Consider the following 24368-nt stretch of genomic DNA (forward strand, 5'->3'; position numbering starts at 1 on the left):
AGGGGCATATGGCAAAGGCCGAGGCGGTGAAAAAGCGGGCGCCGGTGAAGACACGGCGGCCGCCGGTAGGCGCGTCGCCCGGCACGCTGATCGCCGACCCGACGGCGCGACGCTCGGAACTGCGGCTGACCCTGATCTCGCCGCAGAAGTTCAAGACCATCGAAAATGCCAGCATCGACGACCTCAACACCCATTGCGACAAGTGGCCGGTCATCTGGCTCGACTGCACCGGTCTCGCCAACATTTCGCTGATCGAGGAGATCGGCCGCATTTTCAGCCTGCATCCGCTGGCGCTGGAGGACGTCGTCAACACCGGCCAGCGGCCGAAGGTCGACTTCTTCGAGGACCATGCCTTCGTCGTCGTCAGGATGATCGACGATGTCACGTCACACCGCTATGAGCAGATCGCCGTCTTCTTCGGCAAGAACTTCGTCGTCACCTTCCAGGAACGTGAAGGCGATCCGTTCGATCCCGTGCGCAAGCGCATCGAAAGCTCGGCGCCCAACCGGCTGCGCGCGCGCGGCGCCGACTATCTCGCCTACGCGCTGATCGACGCCATCGTCGACAGCTATTTTCCGCCGATCGAAGCCGCCGGCGACGTGGTCGACGGCATCGAGGACGAAATGCTGCACACGACGCACAAGCATCAGATGCGGCAGCTGCATGAATTGCGTCGCGACACCAATGTGCTGAAGGGAGCGCTGTGGCCGATGCGCGATGCGCTGGCGACGCTGATCCGCAACGACGTGCCCTATGTGAAGGCCGAGACCAAGGTCTTCCTCAACGACACGCTCGACCATTCGCTCAGGTTGATCGAACTGGTCGAAACCCAGCGCGACATGCTGACCGGCCTGATCGAGATGCATCTGTCGCTGAGCCAGGCGCGTACCAACGAGGTCATCAGCTATCTCACCATCGTCTCGGTCATCTTCATGCCGCTCACCTTTCTGGTCGGTGTGTGGGGCATGAATTTCGACCCCGGGAGCTCACCATGGAACATGCCGGAGCTGAAGGCCTACTATGGCTATCCGGCATCGTTGCTGTTCATGGCGCTTGTCGCATTTGGGCTGATCGCCTTCTTCAAAGGGAAGAAATGGCTTTAACTGGGATAAAACCGGCCATTTCGACCTGAAAAGCCGGCTTGTGAATTGGGCTGGTGTTTTCCGGGGAATTGCACTATATGCGCCGCAGCATAGCGCTCAGACGCTTTGCTTGCACCGGCCCCTGCTGGACGACATCCCGGCTGAGGGCGACCCGTTTCCTCAAACAGATAAGGAAAAACACGATGTCGATTACTGCCGAGCGTAAACAGGAATTGATGGGTGAATTCGCAACCGCCAAGGGCGATACCGGGTCTCCGGAAGTCCAGGTGGCCATCCTTTCCGAGCGCATCAAGAACCTGACCGACCATTTCAAGGACCACAAGAAGGATAACCATTCCCGCCGTGGTCTACTCGCTCTCGTCTCTCAGCGCCGCAGCCTGCTTGATTATCTCAAGCGCAAGGACGACGCGCGCTACCAGACGTTGATCGAGAAGCTCGGTCTGCGCCGTTGACGAATTGACCGGCGGGCTTTCTTCGGAAGGCCCGCCGGTCGCGCATTCTGCCAGTCGTATCGACTGGCCAGACCCGGTTTCGAGCGTGCAGAGGGCCACTCGAAACCGCCCATGGACGGTCATGGGGCAGGATTGCAGGACGCTCGCGCGCTCGCCGCGCTGAAATCACCCGAGCTTCCCGTTGTCTTGCCCGTGGCTGCCCGAGAAAGGAAGCCAGGGAAAGGGCATCCGCGCACCGTGAAACGGCGCGGCCCTTTCCGCTTATTAAGGACAAGACATGTTCAATCACCACAAAGTGGAAATCGAATGGGGCGGCCGTCCGCTCATCCTCGAAACCGGCAAGATCGCGCGTCAGGCTGATGGCGCGGTGCTCGCGACCTACGGCGAGACCAAGGTTCTCGCCACCGTCGTTTCGATGAAGGAGCCGAAGCCCGGCCTCGATTTCTTCCCGCTGACCGTCAACTACCAGGAAAAGACCTACGCCGCCGGCAAGATTCCGGGCGGCTATTTCAAGCGTGAAGGCCGTCCGAGCGAGAAGGAAACGCTGGTTTCCCGCCTCATCGACCGCCCGATCCGCCCGCTCTTCGCCGCAGGCTACAAGAACGACACGCAGATCGTCGTCACCGTCGTCCAGCATGACCTCGAGAACGATCCCGACATCCTGTCGATCGTCGCCACCTCGGCGGCGCTGACCCTTTCGGGCGTTCCCTTCATGGGCCCGATCGGCGGCGCCCGCGTCGGCTACATCAACGGCGAATACGTGCTCAACCCGCATGTCGACGAGATGCAGGAATCCAAGCTCGACCTCGTCGTCGCCGGCACCACCGACGCCGTGCTGATGGTCGAGTCCGAAGCCAAGGAACTCGGCGAAGAGCTGATGCTCGGCGCCGTGATGTTCGGCCACAAGGGTTTCCAGCCGGTCATCGACGCCATCATCAAGCTGGCCGAAGTCGCCGCCAAGGAGCCGCGCGACTTCACCGCGCCGGACTATTCCGCGCTTGAAGCCGAGATGCTGAAGATCGTCGAAGGCGAACTTCGCGATGCCTACAAGAACACCGACAAGCAGAAGCGCTACGCCGCCGTCGACGCCGTCAAGGCCAAGGTCAAGGCCGCGTTTGCTCCGGCCGAAGGCGAAGACGCCAAGTACACGTCCGAGCAGATCGGCACCGTGTTCAAGGAACTTCAGGCCAAGGTCGTGCGCTGGAACATCCTCGACACCGGCTCGCGCATCGATGGTCGCGACCTCAAGACGGTCCGCAAGATCGTCTCCGAAGTCGGTGTCCTGCCACGCACGCACGGTTCGGCGCTGTTCACCCGCGGCGAGACCCAGGCGCTGGTCGTTGCCACGCTCGGCACCGGTGAGGACGAGCAGTACGTCGATTCGCTGACCGGCATGTACAAGGAGAAGTTCCTCCTTCATTACAACTTCCCTCCCTACTCCGTCGGCGAAACCGGCCGCATGGGCTCGCCGGGCCGCCGCGAAATCGGCCATGGCAAGCTCGCATGGCGCGCCATCCGCCCGATGCTGCCGAGCGCTGACCAGTTCCCCTACACGCTGCGCGTCGTCTCGGAGATCACCGAGTCCAACGGTTCGTCGTCGATGGCCACTGTGTGCGGCACCTCGCTGGCGCTGATGGATGCCGGCGTGCCGCTGGCCAAGCCCGTCGCCGGCATCGCCATGGGCCTGATCAAGGAAGGCGAGCGCTTCGCCGTGCTCTCCGACATTCTTGGCGACGAGGATCATCTCGGCGACATGGATTTCAAGGTCGCCGGCACCGCCAACGGCATCACCTCGCTGCAGATGGACATCAAGATCGATGGCATCACCGAGGAGATCATGCAGATCGCGCTCGGCCAGGCCAAGGACGGTCGTCTGCACATCCTCGGCGAGATGGGCCACGCGCTCTCCGGCGCGCGTTCGGAACTCGGTGAGTTCGCGCCGCGCATCGAAGTCATGCACATCCCGACCGACAAGATCCGCGACGTGATCGGTTCGGGCGGCAAGGTCATCCGCGAGATCGTCGAAAAGACCGGCGCCAAGATCAACATCGAGGACGACGGCACCGTCAAGATCGCTTCGTCGAACGCCAAGGAGATCGAGGCGGCGAAGAAGTGGATCCACACCATCGTCGCCGAGCCGGAAGTCGGCGAGATCTACGAAGGCACGGTCGTCAAGACCGCCGACTTCGGCGCTTTCGTCAACTTCTTCGGTCCGCGTGACGGCCTCGTCCACATTTCGCAGCTTGCCAACGACCGGGTCGCCAAGACCTCGGACGTCGTCAAGGAAGGCGACAAGGTCTGGGTCAAGCTGATGGGCTTCGACGAGCGCGGCAAGGTCCGCCTGTCGATGAAGGTCGTCGACCAGGCCACCGGCAAGGAACTCGCCCGTGACAAGAAGACCGAAGGCGAAGAAAACGCCGCCTGATCGGTCCGGGATCATAAATCGAAGCGGGCGCGACGTATGTCGCGCCCGCTTTCATTTGTCGCCCGTTTTCATTTTCAGATTGTCAAGACAGGCCTCGAGATCGAACAATGTCCACCGAGCCGCTGAAGACGCTTTTTCATCCCTTTGAGGCCGAGGCTGTTCCTTTGCCGGGAAAGGGCGCGCGCGCCCTGTTTCTCGGCGCCGAACCGGGTTTTCGCCTGTCCGAAGGCTTTGAAGCCGCGCTGCACCTCGCGCAAGGCTTCAGGCCGTCTTTTCGGGCGCTGCAGGCGTCTGGCTTCATCGTCACCGCGCAAGCGGAAGGCGACGACTTCGATATGGCACTCGTGCTTGCCGGTCGGCATCGCGGCTTGAACGAATTGCGCATCGCCGAGGCGCTCGAGCGCGTGGCTCCGGGTGGATTGGTCGTCGTTGCCGGCGGTAAGGATGAAGGCATCGCCAGCCTGCGCAAGCGCATTGACGAGCTTGTGCAGCTCGAGGGCCACCTGCCGAAATATCACGGCATCGCCTTCTGGTTTCGCCGTCCTGCCGATCTGGCCGCCGCGCAAGACCTGCGCGCCGCCAATCCCGATCTGCTGGTTGAAGGCCGGTTCCGCACCGCGCCCGGCATGTTTTCCTTCGACCGGATCGATACCGGCTCGAAATTGCTGGTCGAGAACCTGCCCAATGATCTGCGCGGCAGCGTTGCCGATTTCTGCGCCGGCTGGGGCTATGTGGCCGCCGAGATCGCGGCCCGATCACCGGGCATTTCGGCGCTTGACCTCCATGAGGCCGATTTCGCCTCGCTCGAAGCCGCGAAGCTCAATCTGGCGGGGGGTAGACAGTCGATCGCCAGGGACTACTTCTGGACTGACCTGCTGAAGGAACCGGTCGAGAAGCGCTACGACGCGATCGCCATGAACCCGCCCTTTCACCGCAGCCGCGCGGCCGAGCCCGAGATCGGCGCAGGCATGATCCGCGCGGCGGCCAAGGCGCTGAAACCCGGTGGGCGGCTGTTCATGGTGGCCAACCGCCAGCTTCCTTACGAGCCGGTGCTGTCGGCCGCTTTTTCGAGCCATGCCGAGTTCGCCCGCGACGGCATGTTCAAGGTGCTTGTCGCGCGCCGTTAAACCACTCGGCAGCGCGTTCAATGCAGATTGGCGACGCGTCGGACCTCGTCGGTGACATGCGCGTCGCCAACCCTGATCTTGAGCGGCGCTGGCCGGCCGAACAGGTAGCCCTGCACCACTTCGCAGCCGGCTGCCCGAAGCAGCGTCGCCTGGCTTTCGGTCTCGACGCCTTCGGCAATGATGCTGACGCCGAGCGCGCGCGAAAGCCCGACGATGGTCGAGACGACCGCGCCGGAACTGGAGTCTGTATCGAGGCGGCTGACGAAGGAGCGGTCGATCTTCAGCTTGCCGAACGAGAAGTCGATCAGATAGCTCAGATTGGAATAGCCGGTGCCGAAATCGTCGACGGCGACCGAGATGCCCATCTCCGCGAGCTGCTTCAGGATGGTGGCGGCGCGGTCGCGGTCCTGCATCATCGCCGTCTCGGTCACCTCCAGCTCCAGCCTCGACGGCTTGATGCCGGTGCTCGTCATGGTGTCGCGCACGATGCCGACGAAGTCCTTGGTCATGAACTGCACGGGCGAGATGTTGACGGCGACGAAGCAATCGTCGGGCAGATGGCGGGCGTCGCTGCAGGCCTTGCGCAACACCCATTCGCCGATCGGCCCGATCATGCCGGTTTCCTCGGCGATCGGGATGAACTCCATCGGCGGGATCATGCCGCGTTCGGGATGGCGCCAGCGGATCAGGGCTTCGTAGCCAACGATGCGGCCGGTCGGGAGATCGAGCTGCGGCTGGTAGTGAAGGTCGAAGTCACCGCGCTCGAAGGCGACGTGCAGCTCGGACTCGACCCACTGGCGGTGGTCGGCGACCCTGCCCATTTCGGCGTGGAAGACCGACCAGTTGCCGACGCCGCTGGCGCGCGCATTCTGCAGTGCCAGATTGGAGCGGCGCAGGATGAGGACGGGATCGATGCCGTCCTTTGGCATCGCCACGATGCCCACCGACAGGCTGACCGATTGCAGGCGCGTGCTGAGCTCATAGGGCTCCATCATCTCGTCGATGAGCCTCTCGATGGCGCTTTCCAGCGACCCGGGCACCTGATTGTCGGGGAGCAGAATCGCGAATTCGCCGGCGCCGATGCGTCCGATCATCGCGCGCTGCGGCACGCAAGTCTTCAACCGCTTGGTGAAGGCGCGGATCAGCTCGTCACCCTGGCTGTAGCCGATGGCGTCGTTGATCTGCTTGAACCGATCGATGTCGATGTCGATGAGGAACATCGGTTCGCCGGTCCGGCCGGTCGCGCATGCCGCCTCGGCAATCTTGCCGACCATCGCCGGGCGTGCCAGCAGGCCGGTCAGCTTGTCGAAATGGGTCTCCGTGTAGACGAAATCCGCCGATTCATCGACGCCGGCGAAGAAGGACATCGCGGCCAGCGACGCCGCCAGCGCGCAAAGGGCTGCCATCACCGCAGCCATCATGTCGATCGGTATGCCGGCAAAACCATCGCCGAGACCGTGCTTCAGGCCCCAGAGTCCGAGGACGAAACTGCCAAGGCCCGAGCTTGCTATGGTGAGCAGCCGGAACACCGGTGTTCGCTTCGGGTTGCTGACGGCGGGCATGGAAAGGTCCCCAGAGTACAGGGCCTTCTAACGGACATGTCCTTAAAATGCGTTTCCGTGAATGCGTCTAATTTTATGGGAAGGAAAGTATTTCTTGAGCTGACTACTCTCGCCCGCCATCGGTCTGCTTCAATTCATCAAGCGTCGGCATGGAAACGATGTGATAGCCGGAATCGACATAGTGGATTTCGCCGGTAACGCCGGAAGACAGATCGGACAACAGATAAAGCGCTGAGCCGCCGACCTCGTCGATGGTCACGGTGCGGCGCAGCGGCGAGTTGCGCTGCTGGTAGGAGAACATGTGACGCGCGTCGGAAATCCCGGCGCCGGCGAGCGTGCGCACCGGTCCCGCCGATATGCCGTTGACCCGGATGCCGCGTGGACCGTAGTCGTTGGCGAGGTAACGCACGCTGGCCTCCAGCCCGGCCTTGGCGACGCCCATGACATTGTAGTTCGGCATGACGCGGACCGACCCCGCATAGGTCAGCGTGATCATCGACCCGCCGTCCTGCATCAGGGCGGCAGCGTGGCGGGCGACCTCGGTGAAGGAATAGCAGGAGATCACCATGGTGCGGACGAAATTGTCCCGGCTGGTGTCGGCGTAGAGGCCTTTCAGCTCGTTCTTGTCGGAAAAGCCGATGGCGTGGACGATGAAGTCCAGTCCGCCCCAGGCGTTGCCCAGCGTCTCGAAGATGGCGGCGACCGAAGCACTGTCCTCGACGTCGCACGGCACGACCAGCGAGGCGCCGAGCTTGTCGGCGAGCGGCTTGACCCGGCGCCCGAAGGCGTCGCCCTGATAGGTGAAGGCGAGCTCCGCCCCATGTTCGGACAATTTCCGGGCGATGCCCCAGGCGATCGAATGGTCGTTGGCGACCCCCATGACAAGCCCGCGCTTGCCCTTCATCAATCCGTCCATGGCCCCCAATCCTTATGCAAAATACAAAAACGCTGGCCTTATGCGGAATAGCGCTGGAAAACGAGCGTTGCGTTGGTGCCGCCGAAACCGAACGAATTTGATAAAACAGTGTCGATCTTGGCGTTGTCGATGCGCTTTCGCACGATCGGCATGCCCTCGAATTCGGGGTCTAGGGTCTCGATATGGGCGCTTTCGCCGATGAAGCCGCCCTGCATCATCAGGATCGAGTAGATGGATTCCTGCACGCCGGCAGCACCCAGCGAATGGCCGGTCAGCGATTTCGTCGACGTGATGTAGGGCATCTTCTCGCCGAACACCTCGCGGATCGCGCCCATTTCCTTGGAATCGCCCACTGGCGTCGACGTGCCATGGGTGTTGATGTAGTCGACCGGCGTGGAAACCGTGGCCATCGCCTGGCGCATGCAGCGGACCGCGCCTTCGCCGGATGGCGCCACCATGTCATGGCCGTCCGAGGTTGCGCCGTAGCCGACGATCTCGGCGTAGATCTTGGCGCCGCGCGCCTTGGCATGCTCCAGCTCTTCCAGCACCAGCACGCCGGCGCCGCCGGCGATGACGAAGCCGTCGCGATTGGCGTCATACGCGCGGGAAGCTGTCGATGCCTTGTCGTTGAACTTCGACGACATGGCGCCCATGGCGTCGAACAGGTCCGACATCGTCCAGTCGAGGTCCTCGTGGCCGCCGGCAAAGACCATGTCCTGCTTGCCCCACTGGATCAGTTCGTAGCCATTGCCGATGCAATGCGCCGAGGTCGAGCAGGCCGACGAGATCGAGTAATTGACGCCGTGGATCTTGAACCAGGTGGCAAGCGTTGCCGATGCCGTCGACGACATCGCCTTCGGCACCGCGAACGGACCGATGCGCTTGGGACTGCCGTTCTTCAGCGTGATTTCGGCGGCTTCGACGATGGTGCGGGTGGATGGTCCGCCCGATCCCATGACGATGCCGGTGCGTTCATTGGTGATGTCGCTCTCGCCCAGCCCCGCATCCGCGATCGCCTGATCCATGGCGACGTGGTTCCAGGCCGCACCTTGCGATAGGAAGCGCATCGCACGGCGATCGATCATGGCGGAGGGATCGAGCGTCGGCGCGCCCCAGACCTGGCAGCGGAAGCCATGTTCGGCGAAGGAATCGGAGAAGCTGATGCCGGATCTGGCGTCATGCAGCGAGGTCTGCACCTCGTTGGCATTGTTGCCGATCGACGACACGATGCCGAGGCCTGTGACTACGACACGTCTCATTCGCAACTCCTTCCAGGGGGCCGCCGGGGATGCCGGTCAGCTGACCGCCGACTGCTTGGACAGACCGACCTTCAAATCCGTTGCCGCGTATATGGGTTCACCGTCCGCCTTCAGCCAGCCATCGGCGATGCCGAGCACCAGCCGGCCACGCATCACGCGTTTGAAGTCGATACCGTATTCCACTTTCTTTACCGCCGGCGTGACCATACCCTTGAATTTGACCTCACCGGTCGACAGAGCCATTCCCTTGCCGGGTTCGCCGAGCCAGCCAAGATAGAATCCCGTCAACTGCCACATGGCGTCGAGGCCGAGGCACCCCGGCATGATCGGATTGCCGATGAAATGGCAGGCAAAGAACCACAGGTCCGGCTTGATGTCGAATTCCGCGCGGATGAAGCCCTTGCCGTGGGCGCCGCCCGTCTCGCTGATCTCTGTGATGCGGTCGAACATCAGCATGGGCGGATAGGGCAGCTGCGCATTGCCCGGTCCGAACAGTTCGCCGCGGGCGCAGGCCAGCAATTCGTCGTAGTCGTAGCTGGATTTCGAACCCGCCATCAATCTCGTCCCCATATTGTCGCGGGCTATCGGGCGCCCTTGTCGTTGGTTTCCTAACACAATCTGTTTCAGGCCGGAAACCGGCGTTTGCGCTTAACCTGCCCGTCCGCCTGGGTCAATGCGCGCTATTGATCGCTTTCGGCCGACAGAATATATGTCGTTTGAGGTCCGGTTTCGGCAGACGTCCATTTTTTTGCCATTCTGGGCGTGTCTTGGGGCGGAACTGTGGGGTTCGACGAGAAGATGGACCTGGACGGCCGGAAGGAAAATGTCGCTGTGGACAAGCGGGTTCGTGAAGCCGGCCTGAGGCCGACGCGCCAGCGCATTGCGCTGGCCGACCTGCTTTTCGCCAAGGGCGACCGTCATCTGTCGGCCGAGGAACTGCACGAGGAGGCGGTCGCCGCCGGTGTGCCGGTGTCGCTCGCCACCGTCTACAATGCCCTTCACCAGTTCACCCAGGCGGGACTGCTGCGCATCCTCGCCGTCGAGGGTTCCAAGACCTACTTCGACACCAACACGTCCGATCACCACCATTTCTACATCGAAGGCGAAAACCGCATATTCGACATCGCCAGCGGTCCGGTGACGGTTGCCAACCTGCCGGAGCCGCCGGAGGGGATGGAGATCGCCAATGTCGACATCGTGGTGAGGCTGCGCCCCAAACGCCGCGAATGACCGGCGAGGCCAGAATAAACGGCAAGGCCAGAATAAACGGCAAGGGATGAAGCCCCTCGAACTGACAATCCGGCTCGAATGGGTCGTCGTGGCGGTGGCTGCCGTCGTCTTCTACGCCTCAACCGGCATCTCCTGGTGGCTCTTCGGATTGCTTATCCTGGCGCCGGACCTGTCGATGTCAGGCTATCTGGCGAGGCCGCGCGTCGGCGCCATTGCCTACAACGCCCTGCACATCCTGATCGTACCCGTGCTGCTGCTGCTCGCCGGACACCTGTCCGGCAACGCGACCGCGATGGCGGTTGCGTTGATCTGGATCGCCCACATCGCCATCGATCGTGCACTGGGCTACGGCCTGAAGCTGTCAACCGGCTTTCAGGATACCCATCTCGGCCGCATCGGGCGCTGAATTGCGACAGCCAATCTTGGACGGATCGCGGTCAAAAGGCTAAAAGACCAGTCCCAAAAATCAGTCCTTGACCCGTTCGCCGGGATAGGCGCCCCAGACAAGAGACTGGGCAAGCCAGCCGGTGTGGCCATCGAACGTCATTTCACACCACTGGCCGTCGCAGGATTTGATCGTGCCCATGACGCCGGGCTCGACCATCGCGATCACCCTTGCGTCCTTGTCAGGGCTGTAGAGGACATCGACCTGGGCGCCCTTGCCGCGCTGCCACGGTGCGACGATTGCCGTGCGCCGGCCCGACAGCAGCGACTGGTTGATCCAGCCTTCCGAACCGTCGGCATCGCGCACGCGGCGCCATGTGTCGAATTCCTGGATGACCTCCATCGGCAGGCCAGCCTTCATGTACATCCAGTCGACCGAATAGTTGGCGCCGGGGCCGACGCGCGAGTTGACGCGGCCGGATTTCAGGCTGACGAATCGCGGCAACGGCAAACCGCTCGGCCCGAGCGTGACGACGCTCTGGGCAGGTGCTGCCGCACCCTGCGCCGCGGCAAGCGGAGAATAAAGCAGAGCGCCGAGAAATGCTGCGCTGAGGGTCAGGCGAAGCGACGCGAAACCAGACACTTTCGTTCCTTTCGGCGCTTGCCTTGGCGCCCCTTTTTCTTTGTCTTCGGCGGCACCGCTTGTTACATGGGGGTATCGACACCGCGACCGGCTTTCAGTTTCGCCGGTCTTGGTTAAAGAGGTCTCAACGAGATCGGGGTACGAGGAAACAATGGCAGGCAAAAAGAAGCCTCTCGTCGTCATCACGCGAAAGCTGCCCGACCCGGTCGAGACCCGCATGCGCGAACTGTTCGATGCCCGGCTGAATGTCGAGGACAGGCCGATGACACAGCCGGAACTGGTTGCGGCGGTCAAGGAAGCCGACGTGCTGGTGCCGACGGTGACCGACCAGATTGATGCGGCGCTGATCGCCCAGGCCGGCGACAATCTCAAGCTGATCGCCAATTTCGGCAATGGCGTCGACAAGATCGATGTCGCGGCCGCAGCCAAGAAGGGCATCACTGTCACCAACACGCCCAATGTGCTGACCGAGGATACCGCCGACATGACCATGGCGCTGATGCTGGCGGTGCCGCGGCGGCTGGTGGAAGGCGCCAATGTGCTTACCGGTGACAAGAAATGGGCCGGCTGGTCGCCGACCTGGATGCTCGGCCGGCGCATCTGGGGCAAGCGGCTCGGCATTGTCGGCATGGGACGCATCGGCACCGCGGTCGCCAGGCGGGCCAAGGCCTTCGGCCTGTCGATCCACTACCACAACCGCCACCGCGTGTTGCCGGCGGTGGAAGACGGGCTGGAGGCGACCTACTGGGAAAGCCTCGACCAGATGCTGGCCCGCATGGACATCATTTCGGTCAATTGCCCGTCGACGCCGGCGACCTTCCATCTGCTTTCGGCGCGGCGGCTGGCGCTGCTGCAGCCCACGGCCTACGTCGTCAACACGGCGCGCGGCGACATCATCGACGAAGAAGCGCTGGTCAAGATGATCCAGGACGGCAAGCTCGCCGGCGCCGGCCTCGACGTCTACGAGCACGAGCCGGCACTGAACGGCAAGCTGCTGAAGCTCGCCGCCAAGGGCAAGGTCGTGCTCCTGCCGCATATGGGCTCGGCGACGCTCGAAGGCCGCATCGACATGGGCGAGAAGGTCATCATCAACATTCGCGCCTTCGTCGACGGCCATCGCCCGCCGGATCGCGTGCTGCCGTTCAGAGCATGATCCCGAAAAGTGGAGACCGGTTTTCGGAAAAGATCATGCTCAAACAAGAAATAGAACCTGACGCCGTCGCGGCGTAACGTTCTGCGGCGTTTCGAATGGAAGACCAGACTTACGCAAGCACCTTGCGCATGGTGATCGAGGTCGGCCTGATATAGCCCTCATGCGCCGTCCGTTCGGTCTCGTGAAAGCCGAGGCGGGCAAAGGCCGCGTGGTTTCCGGTCAGCTCGATCCGCGTTTGAAGCTCGAGGGCCGCCTTGCCGCGGCCACGGGCAAGATCTTCGACCGCCCGCATCAGCCGCCGGCCAAGGCCTTGTCCCTGGCAATCCGGCGCGACGGCGAGCTTGCCGACATAGAATTCCGCTACCCTTTCAAGGGCAAAGACGCAGCCGACGATCCTGTCGCCCTTGAGCGCAAGGAAACCGGTCTCCCGCAGCACCCTGTCGCGCAGTGTCTCGGCGGTCAGCAGGTGCGCCGAGGAGGGCGGGTCGATGACGCCGTCCATGGCGGCGAAGGCATCCATGATCAGCGCGAGCACGTCGTTCCAACGGTCGAAATCGGCCGGGATCCGCGTGATGGAAACAGCTTCGGTCCGGTCCACGGGATCAGTTTCTCTTGTAGCGGATGGTGTCGAAGCGCGCGGCCAGCGCATCATAGAGCAGCAGCCGGCCGACCAGCGGCTCGCCGATGCCGGTGATCAGCTTGATCGCCTCCATCGCCTGCAAAGTGCCGACGACGCCGGTCAGCGCACCGAGCACGCCGGCTTCGGCGCACGACGGCACCAGCCCAGGCGGCGGCGGTTCGGGAAACAGATCGCGATAGCCGGGGTTGGGCCTGCCGTCCTTGCCGTCTTCGAATGGCTTCAGCACTGTCACCGAACCATCGAAGCGTCCGACCGCGGCATGCACCAGCGGTTTCCTCTCGCTCGTGCAGGCATCGGCCACTGCATAGCGGGTTTCGAAATTGTCGGAACCGTCGACGACGACGTCATAGCGGGCGACGAGGGCAGGGGCGTTGTCCGTGGTCAGCCGGAATGTGTGTGTTTCGACTGATGTGTTGGGATTGATGCGGGCGATTGCCGCCTTGGCGCTGTCGGTTTTCAACATGCCGACAGTGTCGGTGCCGTGAATGACCTGGCGCTGCAGGTTGGAGAGCGAAACGATGTCGTCATCGACCACGCCGAGCGTGCCGACGCCGGCGGCGGCAAGATATTCAAGCACCGGCGCGCCCAGCCCGCCGGCGCCGATGACCAGAACCCGCGCCCGCTTCAGTCGCTGCTGGCCGGCGCCGCCGATCTCGGGCAGCACGATGTGGCGGGCATAGCGTTCGATCTCGTCGGCGGTCAGGGCGGCAGTGCTCATTGCCGGACCATATAGCGGCCGAAAAACCTTGTCAGGAGACAAAGATTTAGACCGTTGGCCCAACCGTACCGTGGTCGACCGTCAGGAATTGCGCACGCCCCTTCAGACTGGAAAAAAGCGCTGCATCGGTTCCCGTCATGAACGCCTGGCAGTTCAGCTCTTCCAGAATCGAGAACAAGGCTGCGCGCCTGCCGCTGTCGAGATGGGCGGCGATCTCGTCGAGCAGCAGGATCGGCGTCATGCCAGACATTTCGCCGGTCAGCCGGGCATGCGAGAGGACGATGCCGACCAGCAGCGCCTTCTGCTCGCCTGTCGAACAGAGTTCGGCCGGCATCCCCTTGGGACGATGCCGAACCACCAGATCCGACCGGTGCGGGCCATCCAGCGTGCGCCCGGCGGCACGATCGCGGTCACGACCCTCGGCAAGCGTGCGGCGAAACCGCTCCTCGACATCGACCGCCGGCGCAGCGGCAATTTCGGCCTCCAGGTCACCCGAAAGGCCGATATCGGCCTGCGGAAACGGACCCGTATCGGGCAACCTGTCGATCATCGCGGCCAGCAGGCGCACCATCTCGGCGCGTGCGGCGGCGATCGCGACGCCGGTTTCGGCCATTTGTGTCTCGATCGCGTCGAACCAGCGGTCGTCCCGAGAACCTTCGGTAAGCAGACGGTTACGACCGCGCATCGCCTTCTCGTAGTCGATCGCACGTTGCCCGTGGCCGGGGTCGATCGCCAGCACCAGCCGGTCGAGAAAGCGCCGGCGATCCGCGGCCGGTCCGGTGAACAACGCGTCCATCGCCGGTGTCAGCCAAACCACGCGCAGCCATTCCAGCATGTCCTCGGCCGAACGCGCCGAAGCCCCATTGATACGTACCCGCCTGCCGCCTTCCCCGGCGCCGTCGCCACCGGAAATGCCTGTGCCGATCTCGACCTGGCCGTCAGGTCCGTCGAGCCGGGCATGCAGGGCAAAGCCGCCGTCGCCGCCTGCTCGCGCGACATCGGCATAGGGCGCACGGCGCAAGCCACGTCCCGGCGTCAGAAAGGAGATCGCTTCGAGCAGATTGGTCTTGCCGGCGCCGTTGTCGCCGGAAAAAATCACGGCGCCCGGCGCCAGATCGATCGCCAGTCCCGCGTAATTGCGAAAATCAGTAAGTGTAAGCTTACTTATATGAGTTTGTGCCGGCAACCGCTATCCGCCTATAGGGCGGTTCGTCGTTTCACGGAAACGCAGAACCATCGTTCTCGCTGCCGGTCCCGTCGCGGAGCCGGATTGGTGACGCCGCGCCGGCTACACCCGCATCGGCATCAGCACATAAAGTGCGGTCTCGTCGGCCATGTCGTGGATCAGCGTCGGCGAGCCGGCGTCGGCCAGCATGAATTTGGCCTCCGTGCCGGTCAGCTGCGCGGCAACGTCGAGCAGGTATTTGGCGTTGAAGCCAATCTCGATCGGATCGGACGAATAGTCGGCGGCCAGTTCCTCGGTGGCGCTGCCGGAATCCGGATTGTTGACGGCAAGCGTCACCTGACCCTCGCTGATCGACAGCTTCACTGCGCGGCCGCGTTCGGAGGAGATGGTCGAGACGCGATCGACAGCGGCAGCGAAACTCTGGCGGTCGATGATCAGCTTCTTGTCATTGCCGGTTGGAATGACCCGCTGATAGTCCGGGAAGGTGCCGTCGATCAGTTTCGAGGTCAAAACCACGCTGCCGATGGTGAAGCGGATCTTGGTGTCCGACAATTCGGTGGTCACGGCAACGTCCGGATCGTCGACCAGCTTCTGCAGCTCGCTCACCGTCTTGCGCGGAATGATGATGCCCGGCATGCCCTCGGAACCCGCCGGCGCGTCGATCTCGGCGCGCGCCAGACGGTGGCCGTCGGTCGCCACCGAGCGCAGCTTCAGCTTGCCGCCGACCTCATGCGTGTGCAGGTAGATGCCGTTCAGGTAGTAGCGCGTCTCTTCGGTGGAGATGGCGAACTGGGTCTTCTCGATCAGGCCTTTCAGGGCAACCGAGTCGAGACGGAAGATATGCGAGAAGGAGCCGGCCGAAAGCTCGGGGAAGTCCGATTGCGGCAGGCATTGCAGGCGGAAGCTCGAACGGCCCGACGTCACCGTCATGGCGTTGCCGTCCTCGTCCGTCTTCAGCATCACCTCGGCGCCATCGGCGAGCTTGCGCACGATGTCGTAGAGCAGATGTGCGGGAACCGTGGTCGCCCCGCCGCGCTCCACCTTGGCGGGCGTTGCTTCCGTCACCTCCAGGTCGAGGTCGGTCGCCTTCATTTCGAGGCTGGCGCCCTCGGCGCTGAGCAGCACGTTGGACAGGATCGGTATGGTGTTGCGCCGCTCGACCACACGGTGGACGTGGTTGAGTGCCTTCAGGAGATTTGACCGTTCCAGGATAACACGCATGACGAAACAGGCTCGCTTGAATGAATGACGGGTCACCAGTGAGCGGCGCCCCGCGAAAGGTCTGAACAGGCTCAGAATCTGCGTAAACTGACAGGAAAAAACCAGCAAACGCAAGCCCGCGCCACCGGTTCGGGCCGGCTACGCGGGCTTTCTGGGGATAAAGGGCACGAAGTCCGCGAGCCGTTGTCGTAAAACCGAAATCCGTATCGCTTCCAGACCACGCGACGAGCCCATTCCGGGTTCAGGGCCGCACTGGCAAGCCCTTGAATTCCGGTGCTGTTCTGGTTTCCTCCCCCAGACCGGTCAGGCCTGGTCGTTGATCAACCGCCTCAACAGCTCGAGTTCCTGCGCCAGCGTGTTGTCGTTGCCGGAAAGGTCCTCGATCTTGCGCACGGCGTGCAGCACCGTGGTGTGATCGCGGCCGCCGAAACGCCGTCCGATCTCGGGCAGCGAGCGCGGCGTCATCACCTTCGACAGGTACATGGCGACCTGTCGCGGCTTGACGATGGTGCGCGTGCGCCGGTTGGACAGCAACTCGGTCTTCGACACGTTGTAGTGACGCGCGACGATGCGCTGGATGTCCTCGATACGGACCCGTTTCGGCTCGCCGGTGCGATAGATGTGGCCGAGGATCTCGTCGATCCGATCGATGGTGATCTGCGGTTCGAAGGATTGACGGAACAGCAGCTGATTGAATGCGCCTTCCAGTTCGCGTCCGCTGCCGGTCACGGTGCGGGCGACGTGATTGATGATTTCTTCTGAAATATTGAGCGACGCGTCATCGACCCTGGCCGTGGCAAGGCGCAATTTGAGCATGCCAAGGCGCATGGCGAAATCGGGCGCCGACATTTCAAGCGCCACGCCGCCATTGAGGCGCGAACGGACCCGCGGTTCGAGCGATTCCAGTTCCGACGGCGGCCGGTCGGCGGCAACGACGACCTGCTTGGCGCTGTCGAGCAACATGTTGATCAGGTGGCAGAATTCATGCTGGATCGACTTGCCCTGCAGGAACTGCATGTCGTCGATGATCAAGAGGTCGATATCGCGCAGCTGTTCCTTGAGCGTCAGCGCATTGTTGTCGCGGATGGCGGTGGCAAAGCGCCACATGAAATACTCGGCTGTGAGATAGACGACGCGCGACTTGGGATTCTGCTTCAGCGATTCCGCGGCAATTGCCTGCAACAGATGCGTCTTGCCGAGCCCGACGGTCGCGTGAAGGAAAAGCGGATTGAAGCGCACCGCGCTTGATTGCGATTCCGCCACTGCCTTGGCGGCGGCGAAGGCCACCCGGTTCGATGGTCCCTCGATGAAGGAGCCGAATGTGTAGCGCGGATCAAGCGGTGATCCCAGCACATTGTGCCGGAATTCGCTCTCGACCGGTGTACCCGGACGCGGAGCCGGTGCACGCTCTGCCCGGCCGGGGCTGACGGTGCCGGCGGCGAGCGCCGTCTGCGTCTGCCGCGTCATCTTGGCCCGCGTCGGGGCCACCTCCGGCTCGGCCTGGCTGCGCCCCTGGCGGGTCGCCGTGCGCACGACGATCTCGATCTTGAGGAGATCGGCATCCTCCTGCTTCCATAGTTCGGAGATGAGGTCGAGATAGTGACCGTTGATCCATGAGCGCAGGAAAGCGGTGGGCACCGAGATGCGGATGATCCCCTTGGAAGCCTCCGCGACCTTCATGCGGCCGAACCAGCTCGAATAGACTTCGGTTCCCAGGCGCGCCTTCAACTGGGTCTTGACCCGGTCGAACTTCTGTTCCGCGTCGCTGGAGACCGCCATGTCGTTTGCTCCGATCAAAGTTCCAGGAAATGGGAGGTCGCCCGTAAGCTCCCTTTCGATGCCGCTCTGCATGATCTTTTCCTTGTCCTTCCGTACCTGTTTTCCACCGGGGATGCGCCTCCTGCATCCGTGTTCCGGCAACTGCGTCTTCGCTGCGATGTCCGCTGCCGCCGCCGGCAAATGACCTCGCCCAATATCCGGGGGAACCGGTGCCGGCCCATGGAAGCCAGTCCGCGTTGGGTATGTCCGGGCAACACGACGCCGCCCGGCGAAAAGGGCGCCGGCGCGCTGTCTACCTGCCATGTTTAGTTACGCCAGTCCCCTGCGTATCGAAAAAGACAAACCAAACCCGTCCACGGACTTGATCCGTGTTGCAAATCCCGCCAAATTAAGCTGGCAAATTCAGGCTGGGTTGAGGGCCAGAGGCCCGCCCCTTTCGATAGACCCACATTACCGAAATCGCTGTGGATAGGGCAAGTCCACCTCTAACTGATTTTTAACGAATCTGGTTACTGGAGCGGGGTTCGAGTGGCGTGCCGTAACGGCACATTTTGAGAAAGCCATTGGGATTCAAACTCTTTTCCGGCGAATATGAAAGAGCCGGCGCGGCGCGAAACTTTTTCAAATAATTCGCTTGACAGCTACTTCTCCCCCATCGCCTCGGCTCGATGTGAACAAGCTGTGGATGACTATCCGCAACTATCTGAAAAATATAAATTATTTCTGAGGGGGGAGTTTTTTTGGTGAACCTTTTTCAGGGATACCGGCGATCAGCCGGCATGGCCGTGCCGGCAAAGCATTTCGAACAGCGAAATCCGCACTGGACACCCGTTTCCGGGCATTCTTTTTAAGTGCTTGCCGGCAAACGAAAAAACCCGGCACGATCGGCCGGGTTCGAAGAACGTCAATCCAGGAAATGTATGTTAGGCCGACAGGACCTTGACCCGCTGGGCCAGTCGCGACACCTTGCGGGACGCTGTGTTCTTGTGGATCACGCCCTTGGTTGCAGCGCGCATCAATTCCGGCTCCGCGATCTTGAAGGCAGCCTGTGCGGCAGCCTTGTCGCCGGAGGCAAGTGCCTCTTCGACCTGACGGATATAGGTGCGGACTCGCGAGCGGCGGTTCTTGTTGATCGCCGCGCGGCGTACGATCTTGCGCGTTGCCTTTTTGGCCGAGGATGTATTGGCCATGATGCCTCTCTTCTGATCTGGTCGGCGCATGCGGGATGCCGCAGGGCGCAAAAAACAAACGGGCAGCCACGGGGCCGCCTCGGTTGGTGCGGCTTATAGTTCAGCTTTTCCGGCGCGTCAACATTGCCTGGCCTTCTTTTTGGCGGCCATCGGTCTTCTTCTTCGCGGCCAAAGGATTGGCGTCAGCGGTTGCGGAAATTCGGCTTCCGTTTCTCGGCAAAGGCGGCCATGCCTTCCTTCTGGTCTTCCAGTGCAAACAGCGAGTGAAACAGTCGGCGCTCGAACCGCAATCCCTCGGCAAGGGTCGTCTCAAAGGCGCGGTTGACGGCCTCTTTTGCCATCATCACCGACGGCAGCGAGAAATCGGCGATCTTGGCTGCCGCCTTGAGCGCCTCCTCGACAAGCTCGCCGGCGGGCACGACCCGCGACACCAGGCCCGAACGCTCGGCTTCGGCCGCATCCATCATCCGCCCGGTCAGGCACATGTCCATCGCCTTCGACTTGCCGACGAAGCGGGTCAGCCGTTGCGACCCGCCCATGCCTGGAATGACGCCGAGCGTGATCTCCGGCTGGCCAAACTTTGCACTGTCGGCGGCGATGATGAAATCGCACATCATCGCCAGTTCGCAGCCGCCGCCGAGCGCATAGCCGGCCACCGCCGCGATGACAGGCTTTCGTGCCCGCGTAAACTCTTCCCAGCCGACGAAGAAGTCTTGGCTGTAGGCGTCGACATAGGAGATCGACTGCATCTCCTTGATGTCGGCGCCGGCGGCAAAAGCCTTTTCGGAACCGGTTATGACCATGGCGCCGATTCCGGCATCGGCACTGAAGCCGTTCACGGCTGCCACCAGTTCGGCCAGTATCTGGGAGTTCAGCGCGTTGAGCGCCTGCGGCCTGTTCAGCGTGATCAGCCCGACCTTGCCGCGCGTCTCGGTGATGATCGTCTCATAGGCCATGACTTGCTTCTCCTCGCTCCACCGTAATCTAGCTAGCTGTGGAGCCTCAACAGGTTGTCCGGGGTTAGATCGAGGCGACTGATGGGTGGTTTGGACTTTAGGCTGCCGTGTGGGCGATGCCAATTGTATCTGTGCAGCCAGACAGGCAGTTCGGCGGCGCGGTGATCTGAAGTCGGATAAGCGATGGCATAGGCCCATTCGCGCAGCGCCGTCTGGATGAAGCGCTCGGCCTTGCCATTGGTCTTGGGCGTGTAAGGCCTTGTCCTGACGTGCTTGAGACCGAGATCGCGGCAGGCCTTGGCGAAGGCCTTCGATCTGTAGCAGGAGCCGTTGTCGGTCATGACGCGGGCTATCGCGACGCCGAGGCTGGCGTAGTAGGCGACCGCCGCTTTGAGGAAGGCGATGGCGCTTTCTTTTTTCTCGTCGGGCAGGATCTGCGAGAAGGCGATGCGGGAGGCGTCGTCGATGCAGACATGGACGAACTCCCAACTGCTGCCGCGCGAGCTGGCATTGCCGGTGCGCTTGCCGGTAATGCGATGACCGATGCGCTCGAAACGACCGAGCTTCTTGATGTCGATATGGATCATCTCGCCGGGATGCTCGCGCTCGTAGCGTCGGATCGGCTCGGCCGGTTCGATATCCCTGAGCCGCGACAGTCCGGCACGCTTGAGAACGCGGCTAACGGTGGCGGGCGAGACGCCGACCTCATGGGCGATGTGCTTGCCGGTCCAACGTTGCCGCCGCAGCGCCATGATGCGCTCGGCGATCAACGCAGCGGTGGCCTGTGGCATATGGGCGGGCCGCGAGGAACGGTCGATCATGCCGGCCCGCCCTTCGGCCTTATAGCGCTCGACCCAACGCGCCACGATCTTGGCCGACACGCCGTAGACGCGCGCCGCATGGGCTTTGGAAAAAGCCCCTTCTATCACCGACAGCGCCATCTCCTCTCGACGCAGCGGCGTGAGACGGGCATTCTTGTGGATGTTCATTCGGACCCTCCGGTGAGTGCTGAAGCCTGGTAACTCCAGTCTCTCCGGTCCGGTCCGAATGGACAACCTCCCGAAAGCTCACAGCTAGCTTACCGCTGACACGTCCGGCAATAGAAGGTCGATCGGCCGCTCTGCACGATCCGCTCGATGTGGCCGCTGCAGCCGGGCTTCGAGCAGGGCTCACCTTCACGGTCGTAGACGGCGAAGGAATGCTGGAAGTAGCCCAGCGATCCGTCGGTCTGCATATAGTCCCTGAGCGAGGACCCGCCGGCCGCGATCGCATCTGATATCACTGAGCGAATGGCTTCGGCGAGACGTTCGCTTTGCGCCTCGGCCTTCTTTCCGGGCTTGGCGATCGTGCCTGCCTCGCGCAGCGGCGACAGGCTGGCGCGCCACAGCGCCTCCGACACGTAGATGTTGCCGAGCCCGGCGATCAGCCTCTGGTCGAGAAGCGCTGCCTTGAGCGGTGATCGCCGGCCTTTCATCAACGAGGCAAGCAGTGCGCCGTCCAATGTATTGCCGGTCGGCTCAACGCCCAATCCGGCCAGCATCGGATGCGCGTCCGGCGGCCCTTCGGCAAACAACATGAAGCCGAAGCGGCGCGGATCATTGAAGATCACGCGCGATCGTGCGCCGACCGGTGATAAGACATGGAAGACGACGTGGTCGTGGTTGGCGCTCTTCGAGCGGTCGTGCTGGAAGACCCCCGGCATGTCGCTGCCATCCGCCGTCTCGAGGCGGAATGAACCCGACATGCCGAGATGGCAGATCAGCACCGGACCGCCGTCAAGGTCCATCGTCAGATACTTGGCCCGGCGGCCGAGCGCGGTGATTGTCTTGCCGGTCAGCCGCTGCGAGAATTTCTCGGGAAAGGGAAAGCGCAGATCCGCTCGGCGCGCCTCGACACGGGTGATGGTGGCGCCTTCCAGAACCGGCTGGAGCCCACGCCGGACCGTTTCGACCTCCGGCAATTCAGGCATGACCGCCAATCGTTGTATGGAAAGAGGTGCCGTGACCGCCGCGTGCCAGCCCAAGATGCTCGGCCACGGTCTCGCCGATGTCGGCGAATGTTGTTCTCAAGCCTATGTCGCCGCCCTTGAAACCCGGCCCGGTGCCGATCACCGGAATGCGTTCACGCGTATGATCGGTACCGGGCCAGGTCGGATCGTTGCCGTGATCGGCTGTCAGGATGAGAAGATCGCCCTGCCGCAGCCTTGCAAAGGCCTCCGGCAGTCGCCGGTCGAAGGCCTCGAGCGCGGCAGCATAACCTGCAACGTCGCGGCGATGACCGAATTCGGTGTCGAAGTCGACGAAATTGGCGAAGACGAGGTCGCCGTCGCCGGCATCATCCATCGCGCCCAGCGCTTCGTCGAACATGGCCATGTTGCCCGCCGCCTTGCGCACTTGCGAAATTCCGCGATGGGCGAAGATGTCGCCGATCTTGCCGACGGCGATGACGCGGCTGCCACGCGCCGTCAGCCGATCGAGCAGCGTCGGCTCCGGCGGCGGCACGGCGTAGTCATGGCGGTTGTACGTCCGCACGAAGGTGGCGGTGGTTTCGCCGACGAACGGCCGCGCGATAACCCGTCCGATCCTTAGGGGATCGACCAGCCTGCGCACCACCTTGCAGAATTCATAAAGCCGCTCCAGGCCGAAATAGACTTCATGCGCGGCGATCTGCAGAACGGAATCGACCGACGTGTAGCAGATCGGCTTGCCGCTACGGATGTGCTCCTCGCCGAACCGCTCGATGACCTCGGTGCCCGGCGCATGACAGTTGCCGAGAATGCCCGGCACCTTGCCCTCGCGAATGATCGCCTCGGTCAGCTCGGCCGGAAAGGCCGGAACCGTATCCGGGAAATAGCCCCAGTCGAAGCGCACCGGCAGGCCGGCGATTTCCCAATGACCTGATGGCGTGTCCTTGCCGCTCGAAACCTCCTGAGCGGCACCATGGAAGGCCGTGGTGAGCAAATCCGTCCCGCTGCTGGCAAAGCCCAGTCCCGTCGCGGTTTCGGCAGCCTTGCCAAGCCCGAGCGAGGCCATATGGGGAACAAACAGCGGTCCGCTGCGAAGCCCTTCGCGATCCGCGCGGCCTTCGGCGCAGGCCTCGGCGATGTGCGCGAATGTGTTGGCGCCGGCGTCGCCATAGCGGTCGGCGTCTTCAGCGCCGCCGATGCCGAAAGAGTCCAGAACGAAGAGGAATGCGCGCGCCATGGAGTCTTTGTTGCCAGTTTGAACGAGCAGACATAGGGTTCCGCGACCGCATTGGCAATTCGGAAACCAAACCGCAACGGCTAAGCCGATATTCTGATGCATGTCGCCCAAAAGTGCACAACGGTTTTTGGGATAACGACATGCACAAACAACAAGTGCATGTCGCCCAAAAAGTGTGAAGCCGTTTTGGGCGACATGCACAATCTGAGGATATACCGCAACGGCGTTGGCATGGGCATGGATCGAGGAAAACAGACGGCGGTTTTGCCATGAGGGTTGCGCTGAAGGCGCCTGCTGCCCTCATGCTGGTGCAGGTCGCGCTCTGGTCCAATCCGGCGCATGCCGACTGGCGCGACGATATCGGCACGTTTCGCATCGGCATCGTTGCCGAGCCCGGCGCCGGCAACACCGTTCCCGGGCTGGCACGGTTGACCGACGCCTACACCAAGGCCTTGGGCATGAAGGTCGAGTTTGTCGTTGCCCGCGACTACGCCGCGCTGATCGAGGCGCAGGCCAATGCCCGCATCGAATACGCGATCTATTCCGCGACCGCCTATGCAACGGCGTCGCAACGCTGCGGATGTATCGAGCCGCTCGTGGCTCCGATCGATTCCGACGGCGCGATCGGCATCCGCTCCGTTCTGCTGACGCGGGACGGCAAGCTGCCTGACCTCGCGCCAATGGAGAGCCATCGCATTGTCATGGCGCCGTCCGACAGCGCCGGCGGTTCTCTCTTGCCACTGGCGGCGTTGACCGCGGAAGGCCGCAAGGTCGCGGAAGATGCGCCGTTTCTGGTCCATGCCGATTCGGCCGCGGCGGCGGAAACGATGCTGGTCGATGGCAAGGCCGATGGCCTGTTCGGTTGGGTGACGGCCGCTGCCGACGGTCAGCCGAAAGCATCGGGCACACAGGCGAGGCTCCAAGCGGCAGGGCTTTCGGGAGCGACACTCAGGGTCGTATGGACGTCGGGCCTGCTGAGATATGGCCCCCATGCCGTCCGCAGCGATCTCGACCCGGAAGCCAAGCGCCGGCTCACCGTGTTCCTCACCAATCTCAAGTCGATGACGCCAGACGTCTACGACCTCCTGGAATCGAAGCATTCCGGCGGCTTCGCTGTCGTCGCGCCAAAGGATTACGAGGTGGCTGCTTCTATGGTGCGCTTCGTCTCGGGCCGCGGCGCACCGCAATAAGGTGCGCGGCGATCTTGGGCAACGACATGCA

Annotated in this window: 23 protein-coding genes; 8 read left to right on the top strand and 15 right to left on the bottom strand. The window is 62.7% G+C overall.

Annotation, left to right across the window (positions count from 1 at the left end; genetic code table 11):
• The first annotated feature begins 8 nt into the window (after positions 1–8).
• The 4 genes from corA to BPNPMPFG_RS26940 all read left to right on the top strand — a co-directional run bounded on the left by corA (position 9) and on the right by BPNPMPFG_RS26940 (position 5107).
• Complete coding sequence (corA, locus tag BPNPMPFG_RS26925; RefSeq protein WP_258591624.1) at positions 9–1103, top strand: magnesium/cobalt transporter CorA; 1095 nt, start codon at positions 9–11, stop codon at positions 1101–1103.
• A gap of 77 nt (positions 1104–1180) precedes the next feature.
• Positions 1181–1555 carry a 30S ribosomal protein S15 gene (rpsO, locus tag BPNPMPFG_RS26930; protein ID WP_274533684.1) on the top strand — a complete coding sequence of 125 codons (375 nt, stop codon included), beginning with the start codon at positions 1181–1183 and terminating at the stop codon, positions 1553–1555.
• A 277-nt stretch (positions 1556–1832) separates the two neighbouring features.
• Positions 1833–3980 (top strand): polyribonucleotide nucleotidyltransferase, encoded by a 2148-nt coding sequence (gene pnp / locus BPNPMPFG_RS26935; protein ID WP_258591625.1) that lies wholly within the window; start codon positions 1833–1835, stop codon positions 3978–3980.
• A 107-nt stretch (positions 3981–4087) separates the two neighbouring features.
• Positions 4088–5107, top strand: coding sequence for a class I SAM-dependent methyltransferase (locus tag BPNPMPFG_RS26940; protein WP_258591626.1), 1020 nt, complete (start codon positions 4088–4090; stop codon positions 5105–5107).
• 17 nt (positions 5108–5124) lie between these two features.
• On the opposite strand, the gene BPNPMPFG_RS26945 is transcribed toward BPNPMPFG_RS26940, so the two are convergent.
• The 4 genes from BPNPMPFG_RS26945 to fabA all read right to left on the bottom strand — a co-directional run bounded on the left by BPNPMPFG_RS26945 (position 5125) and on the right by fabA (position 9399).
• Positions 5125–6669, bottom strand: a complete 1545-nt coding sequence (locus BPNPMPFG_RS26945) for a putative bifunctional diguanylate cyclase/phosphodiesterase (protein WP_258591627.1) — start codon at positions 6667–6669, stop codon at positions 5125–5127.
• A 103-nt stretch (positions 6670–6772) separates the two neighbouring features.
• Positions 6773–7585, bottom strand: a complete 813-nt coding sequence (gene fabI, locus BPNPMPFG_RS26950) for an enoyl-ACP reductase FabI (RefSeq protein ID WP_258591628.1) — start codon at positions 7583–7585, stop codon at positions 6773–6775.
• 38 nt (positions 7586–7623) lie between these two features.
• A complete protein-coding gene (gene fabB, locus BPNPMPFG_RS26955) occupies positions 7624–8844 on the bottom strand; it encodes a beta-ketoacyl-ACP synthase I (protein ID WP_258591629.1) in 1221 nt (406 codons plus the stop codon).
• A gap of 36 nt (positions 8845–8880) precedes the next feature.
• Complete coding sequence (gene fabA, locus BPNPMPFG_RS26960) at positions 8881–9399, bottom strand: 3-hydroxyacyl-[acyl-carrier-protein] dehydratase FabA (protein WP_258591630.1); 519 nt, start codon at positions 9397–9399, stop codon at positions 8881–8883.
• A 243-nt stretch (positions 9400–9642) separates the two neighbouring features.
• Between fabA and irrA the strand changes: the two genes are divergently transcribed.
• Together irrA and BPNPMPFG_RS26970 are read left to right on the top strand one after the other, a co-directional pair.
• The gene (irrA, locus tag BPNPMPFG_RS26965) at positions 9643–10074 is read left to right on the top strand and encodes an iron response transcriptional regulator IrrA (RefSeq protein WP_258591631.1); all 432 of its coding nucleotides are present in this window, start codon (positions 9643–9645) and stop codon (positions 10072–10074) included.
• A gap of 46 nt (positions 10075–10120) precedes the next feature.
• The gene (locus BPNPMPFG_RS26970) at positions 10121–10480 is read left to right on the top strand and encodes a DUF4260 domain-containing protein (RefSeq protein ID WP_258591632.1); all 360 of its coding nucleotides are present in this window, start codon (positions 10121–10123) and stop codon (positions 10478–10480) included.
• Positions 10481–10540: 60 nt separating this feature from the next.
• Here the strand turns inward: BPNPMPFG_RS26970 and BPNPMPFG_RS26975 are convergent, their stop codons facing one another.
• On the bottom strand, positions 10541–11101 hold the full coding sequence (locus tag BPNPMPFG_RS26975; RefSeq protein WP_258591633.1) for an SH3 domain-containing protein: 561 nt from the start codon (positions 11099–11101) through the stop codon (positions 10541–10543).
• Positions 11102–11252: 151 nt separating this feature from the next.
• Between BPNPMPFG_RS26975 and BPNPMPFG_RS26980 the strand changes: the two genes are divergently transcribed.
• A complete protein-coding gene (locus tag BPNPMPFG_RS26980; RefSeq protein WP_258591634.1) occupies positions 11253–12254 on the top strand; it encodes a 2-hydroxyacid dehydrogenase in 1002 nt (333 codons plus the stop codon).
• A 109-nt stretch (positions 12255–12363) separates the two neighbouring features.
• Here BPNPMPFG_RS26980 and BPNPMPFG_RS26985 read toward each other — a convergent pair whose 3' ends face one another.
• The 10 genes from BPNPMPFG_RS26985 to BPNPMPFG_RS27030 all read right to left on the bottom strand — a co-directional run bounded on the left by BPNPMPFG_RS26985 (position 12364) and on the right by BPNPMPFG_RS27030 (position 23147).
• The gene (locus BPNPMPFG_RS26985) at positions 12364–12852 is read right to left on the bottom strand and encodes a GNAT family N-acetyltransferase (protein WP_258591635.1); all 489 of its coding nucleotides are present in this window, start codon (positions 12850–12852) and stop codon (positions 12364–12366) included.
• A gap of 4 nt (positions 12853–12856) precedes the next feature.
• Positions 12857–13612: a molybdopterin-synthase adenylyltransferase MoeB gene (locus tag BPNPMPFG_RS26990; protein WP_258591636.1), complete on the bottom strand. Its 756-nt coding sequence runs from the start codon at positions 13610–13612 to the stop codon at positions 12857–12859.
• A 46-nt stretch (positions 13613–13658) separates the two neighbouring features.
• Positions 13659–14798: a DNA replication/repair protein RecF gene (gene recF / locus BPNPMPFG_RS26995; RefSeq protein WP_258591637.1), complete on the bottom strand. Its 1140-nt coding sequence runs from the start codon at positions 14796–14798 to the stop codon at positions 13659–13661.
• 102 nt (positions 14799–14900) lie between these two features.
• Positions 14901–16019 (bottom strand): DNA polymerase III subunit beta, encoded by a 1119-nt coding sequence (gene dnaN, locus BPNPMPFG_RS27000; RefSeq protein WP_258591638.1) that lies wholly within the window; start codon positions 16017–16019, stop codon positions 14901–14903.
• 303 nt (positions 16020–16322) lie between these two features.
• On the bottom strand, positions 16323–17798 hold the full coding sequence (gene dnaA, locus BPNPMPFG_RS27005) for a chromosomal replication initiator protein DnaA (RefSeq protein ID WP_258591639.1): 1476 nt from the start codon (positions 17796–17798) through the stop codon (positions 16323–16325).
• A 923-nt stretch (positions 17799–18721) separates the two neighbouring features.
• Complete coding sequence (rpsT, locus tag BPNPMPFG_RS27010) at positions 18722–18988, bottom strand: 30S ribosomal protein S20 (protein WP_013533694.1); 267 nt, start codon at positions 18986–18988, stop codon at positions 18722–18724.
• Between the two features lie 182 nt (positions 18989–19170).
• The gene (locus tag BPNPMPFG_RS27015; RefSeq protein WP_258591640.1) at positions 19171–19944 is read right to left on the bottom strand and encodes an enoyl-CoA hydratase; all 774 of its coding nucleotides are present in this window, start codon (positions 19942–19944) and stop codon (positions 19171–19173) included.
• Positions 19945–19976: 32 nt separating this feature from the next.
• A complete protein-coding gene (locus BPNPMPFG_RS27020; RefSeq protein WP_258591641.1) occupies positions 19977–20933 on the bottom strand; it encodes an IS481 family transposase in 957 nt (318 codons plus the stop codon).
• An 89-nt stretch (positions 20934–21022) separates the two neighbouring features.
• Positions 21023–21913: a bifunctional DNA-formamidopyrimidine glycosylase/DNA-(apurinic or apyrimidinic site) lyase gene (mutM, locus tag BPNPMPFG_RS27025; protein ID WP_258591642.1), complete on the bottom strand. Its 891-nt coding sequence runs from the start codon at positions 21911–21913 to the stop codon at positions 21023–21025.
• Positions 21906–23147, bottom strand: a complete 1242-nt coding sequence (locus tag BPNPMPFG_RS27030) for a phosphopentomutase (RefSeq protein WP_258591643.1) — start codon at positions 23145–23147, stop codon at positions 21906–21908. The genes mutM and BPNPMPFG_RS27030 overlap by 8 nt, the downstream gene beginning before the upstream one ends.
• Positions 23148–23416: 269 nt before the next feature.
• Here BPNPMPFG_RS27030 and BPNPMPFG_RS27035 point away from each other — a divergent pair, with 269 nt between their 5' ends.
• Positions 23417–24337: a phosphate/phosphite/phosphonate ABC transporter substrate-binding protein gene (locus BPNPMPFG_RS27035; RefSeq protein WP_258591644.1), complete on the top strand. Its 921-nt coding sequence runs from the start codon at positions 23417–23419 to the stop codon at positions 24335–24337.
• The last annotated feature ends 31 nt before the right edge of the window (positions 24338–24368 follow it).

The organism is Mesorhizobium sp. AR07 (assembly GCF_024746815.1).
Taxonomy (GTDB): Bacteria; Pseudomonadota; Alphaproteobacteria; order Rhizobiales; family Rhizobiaceae; genus Mesorhizobium.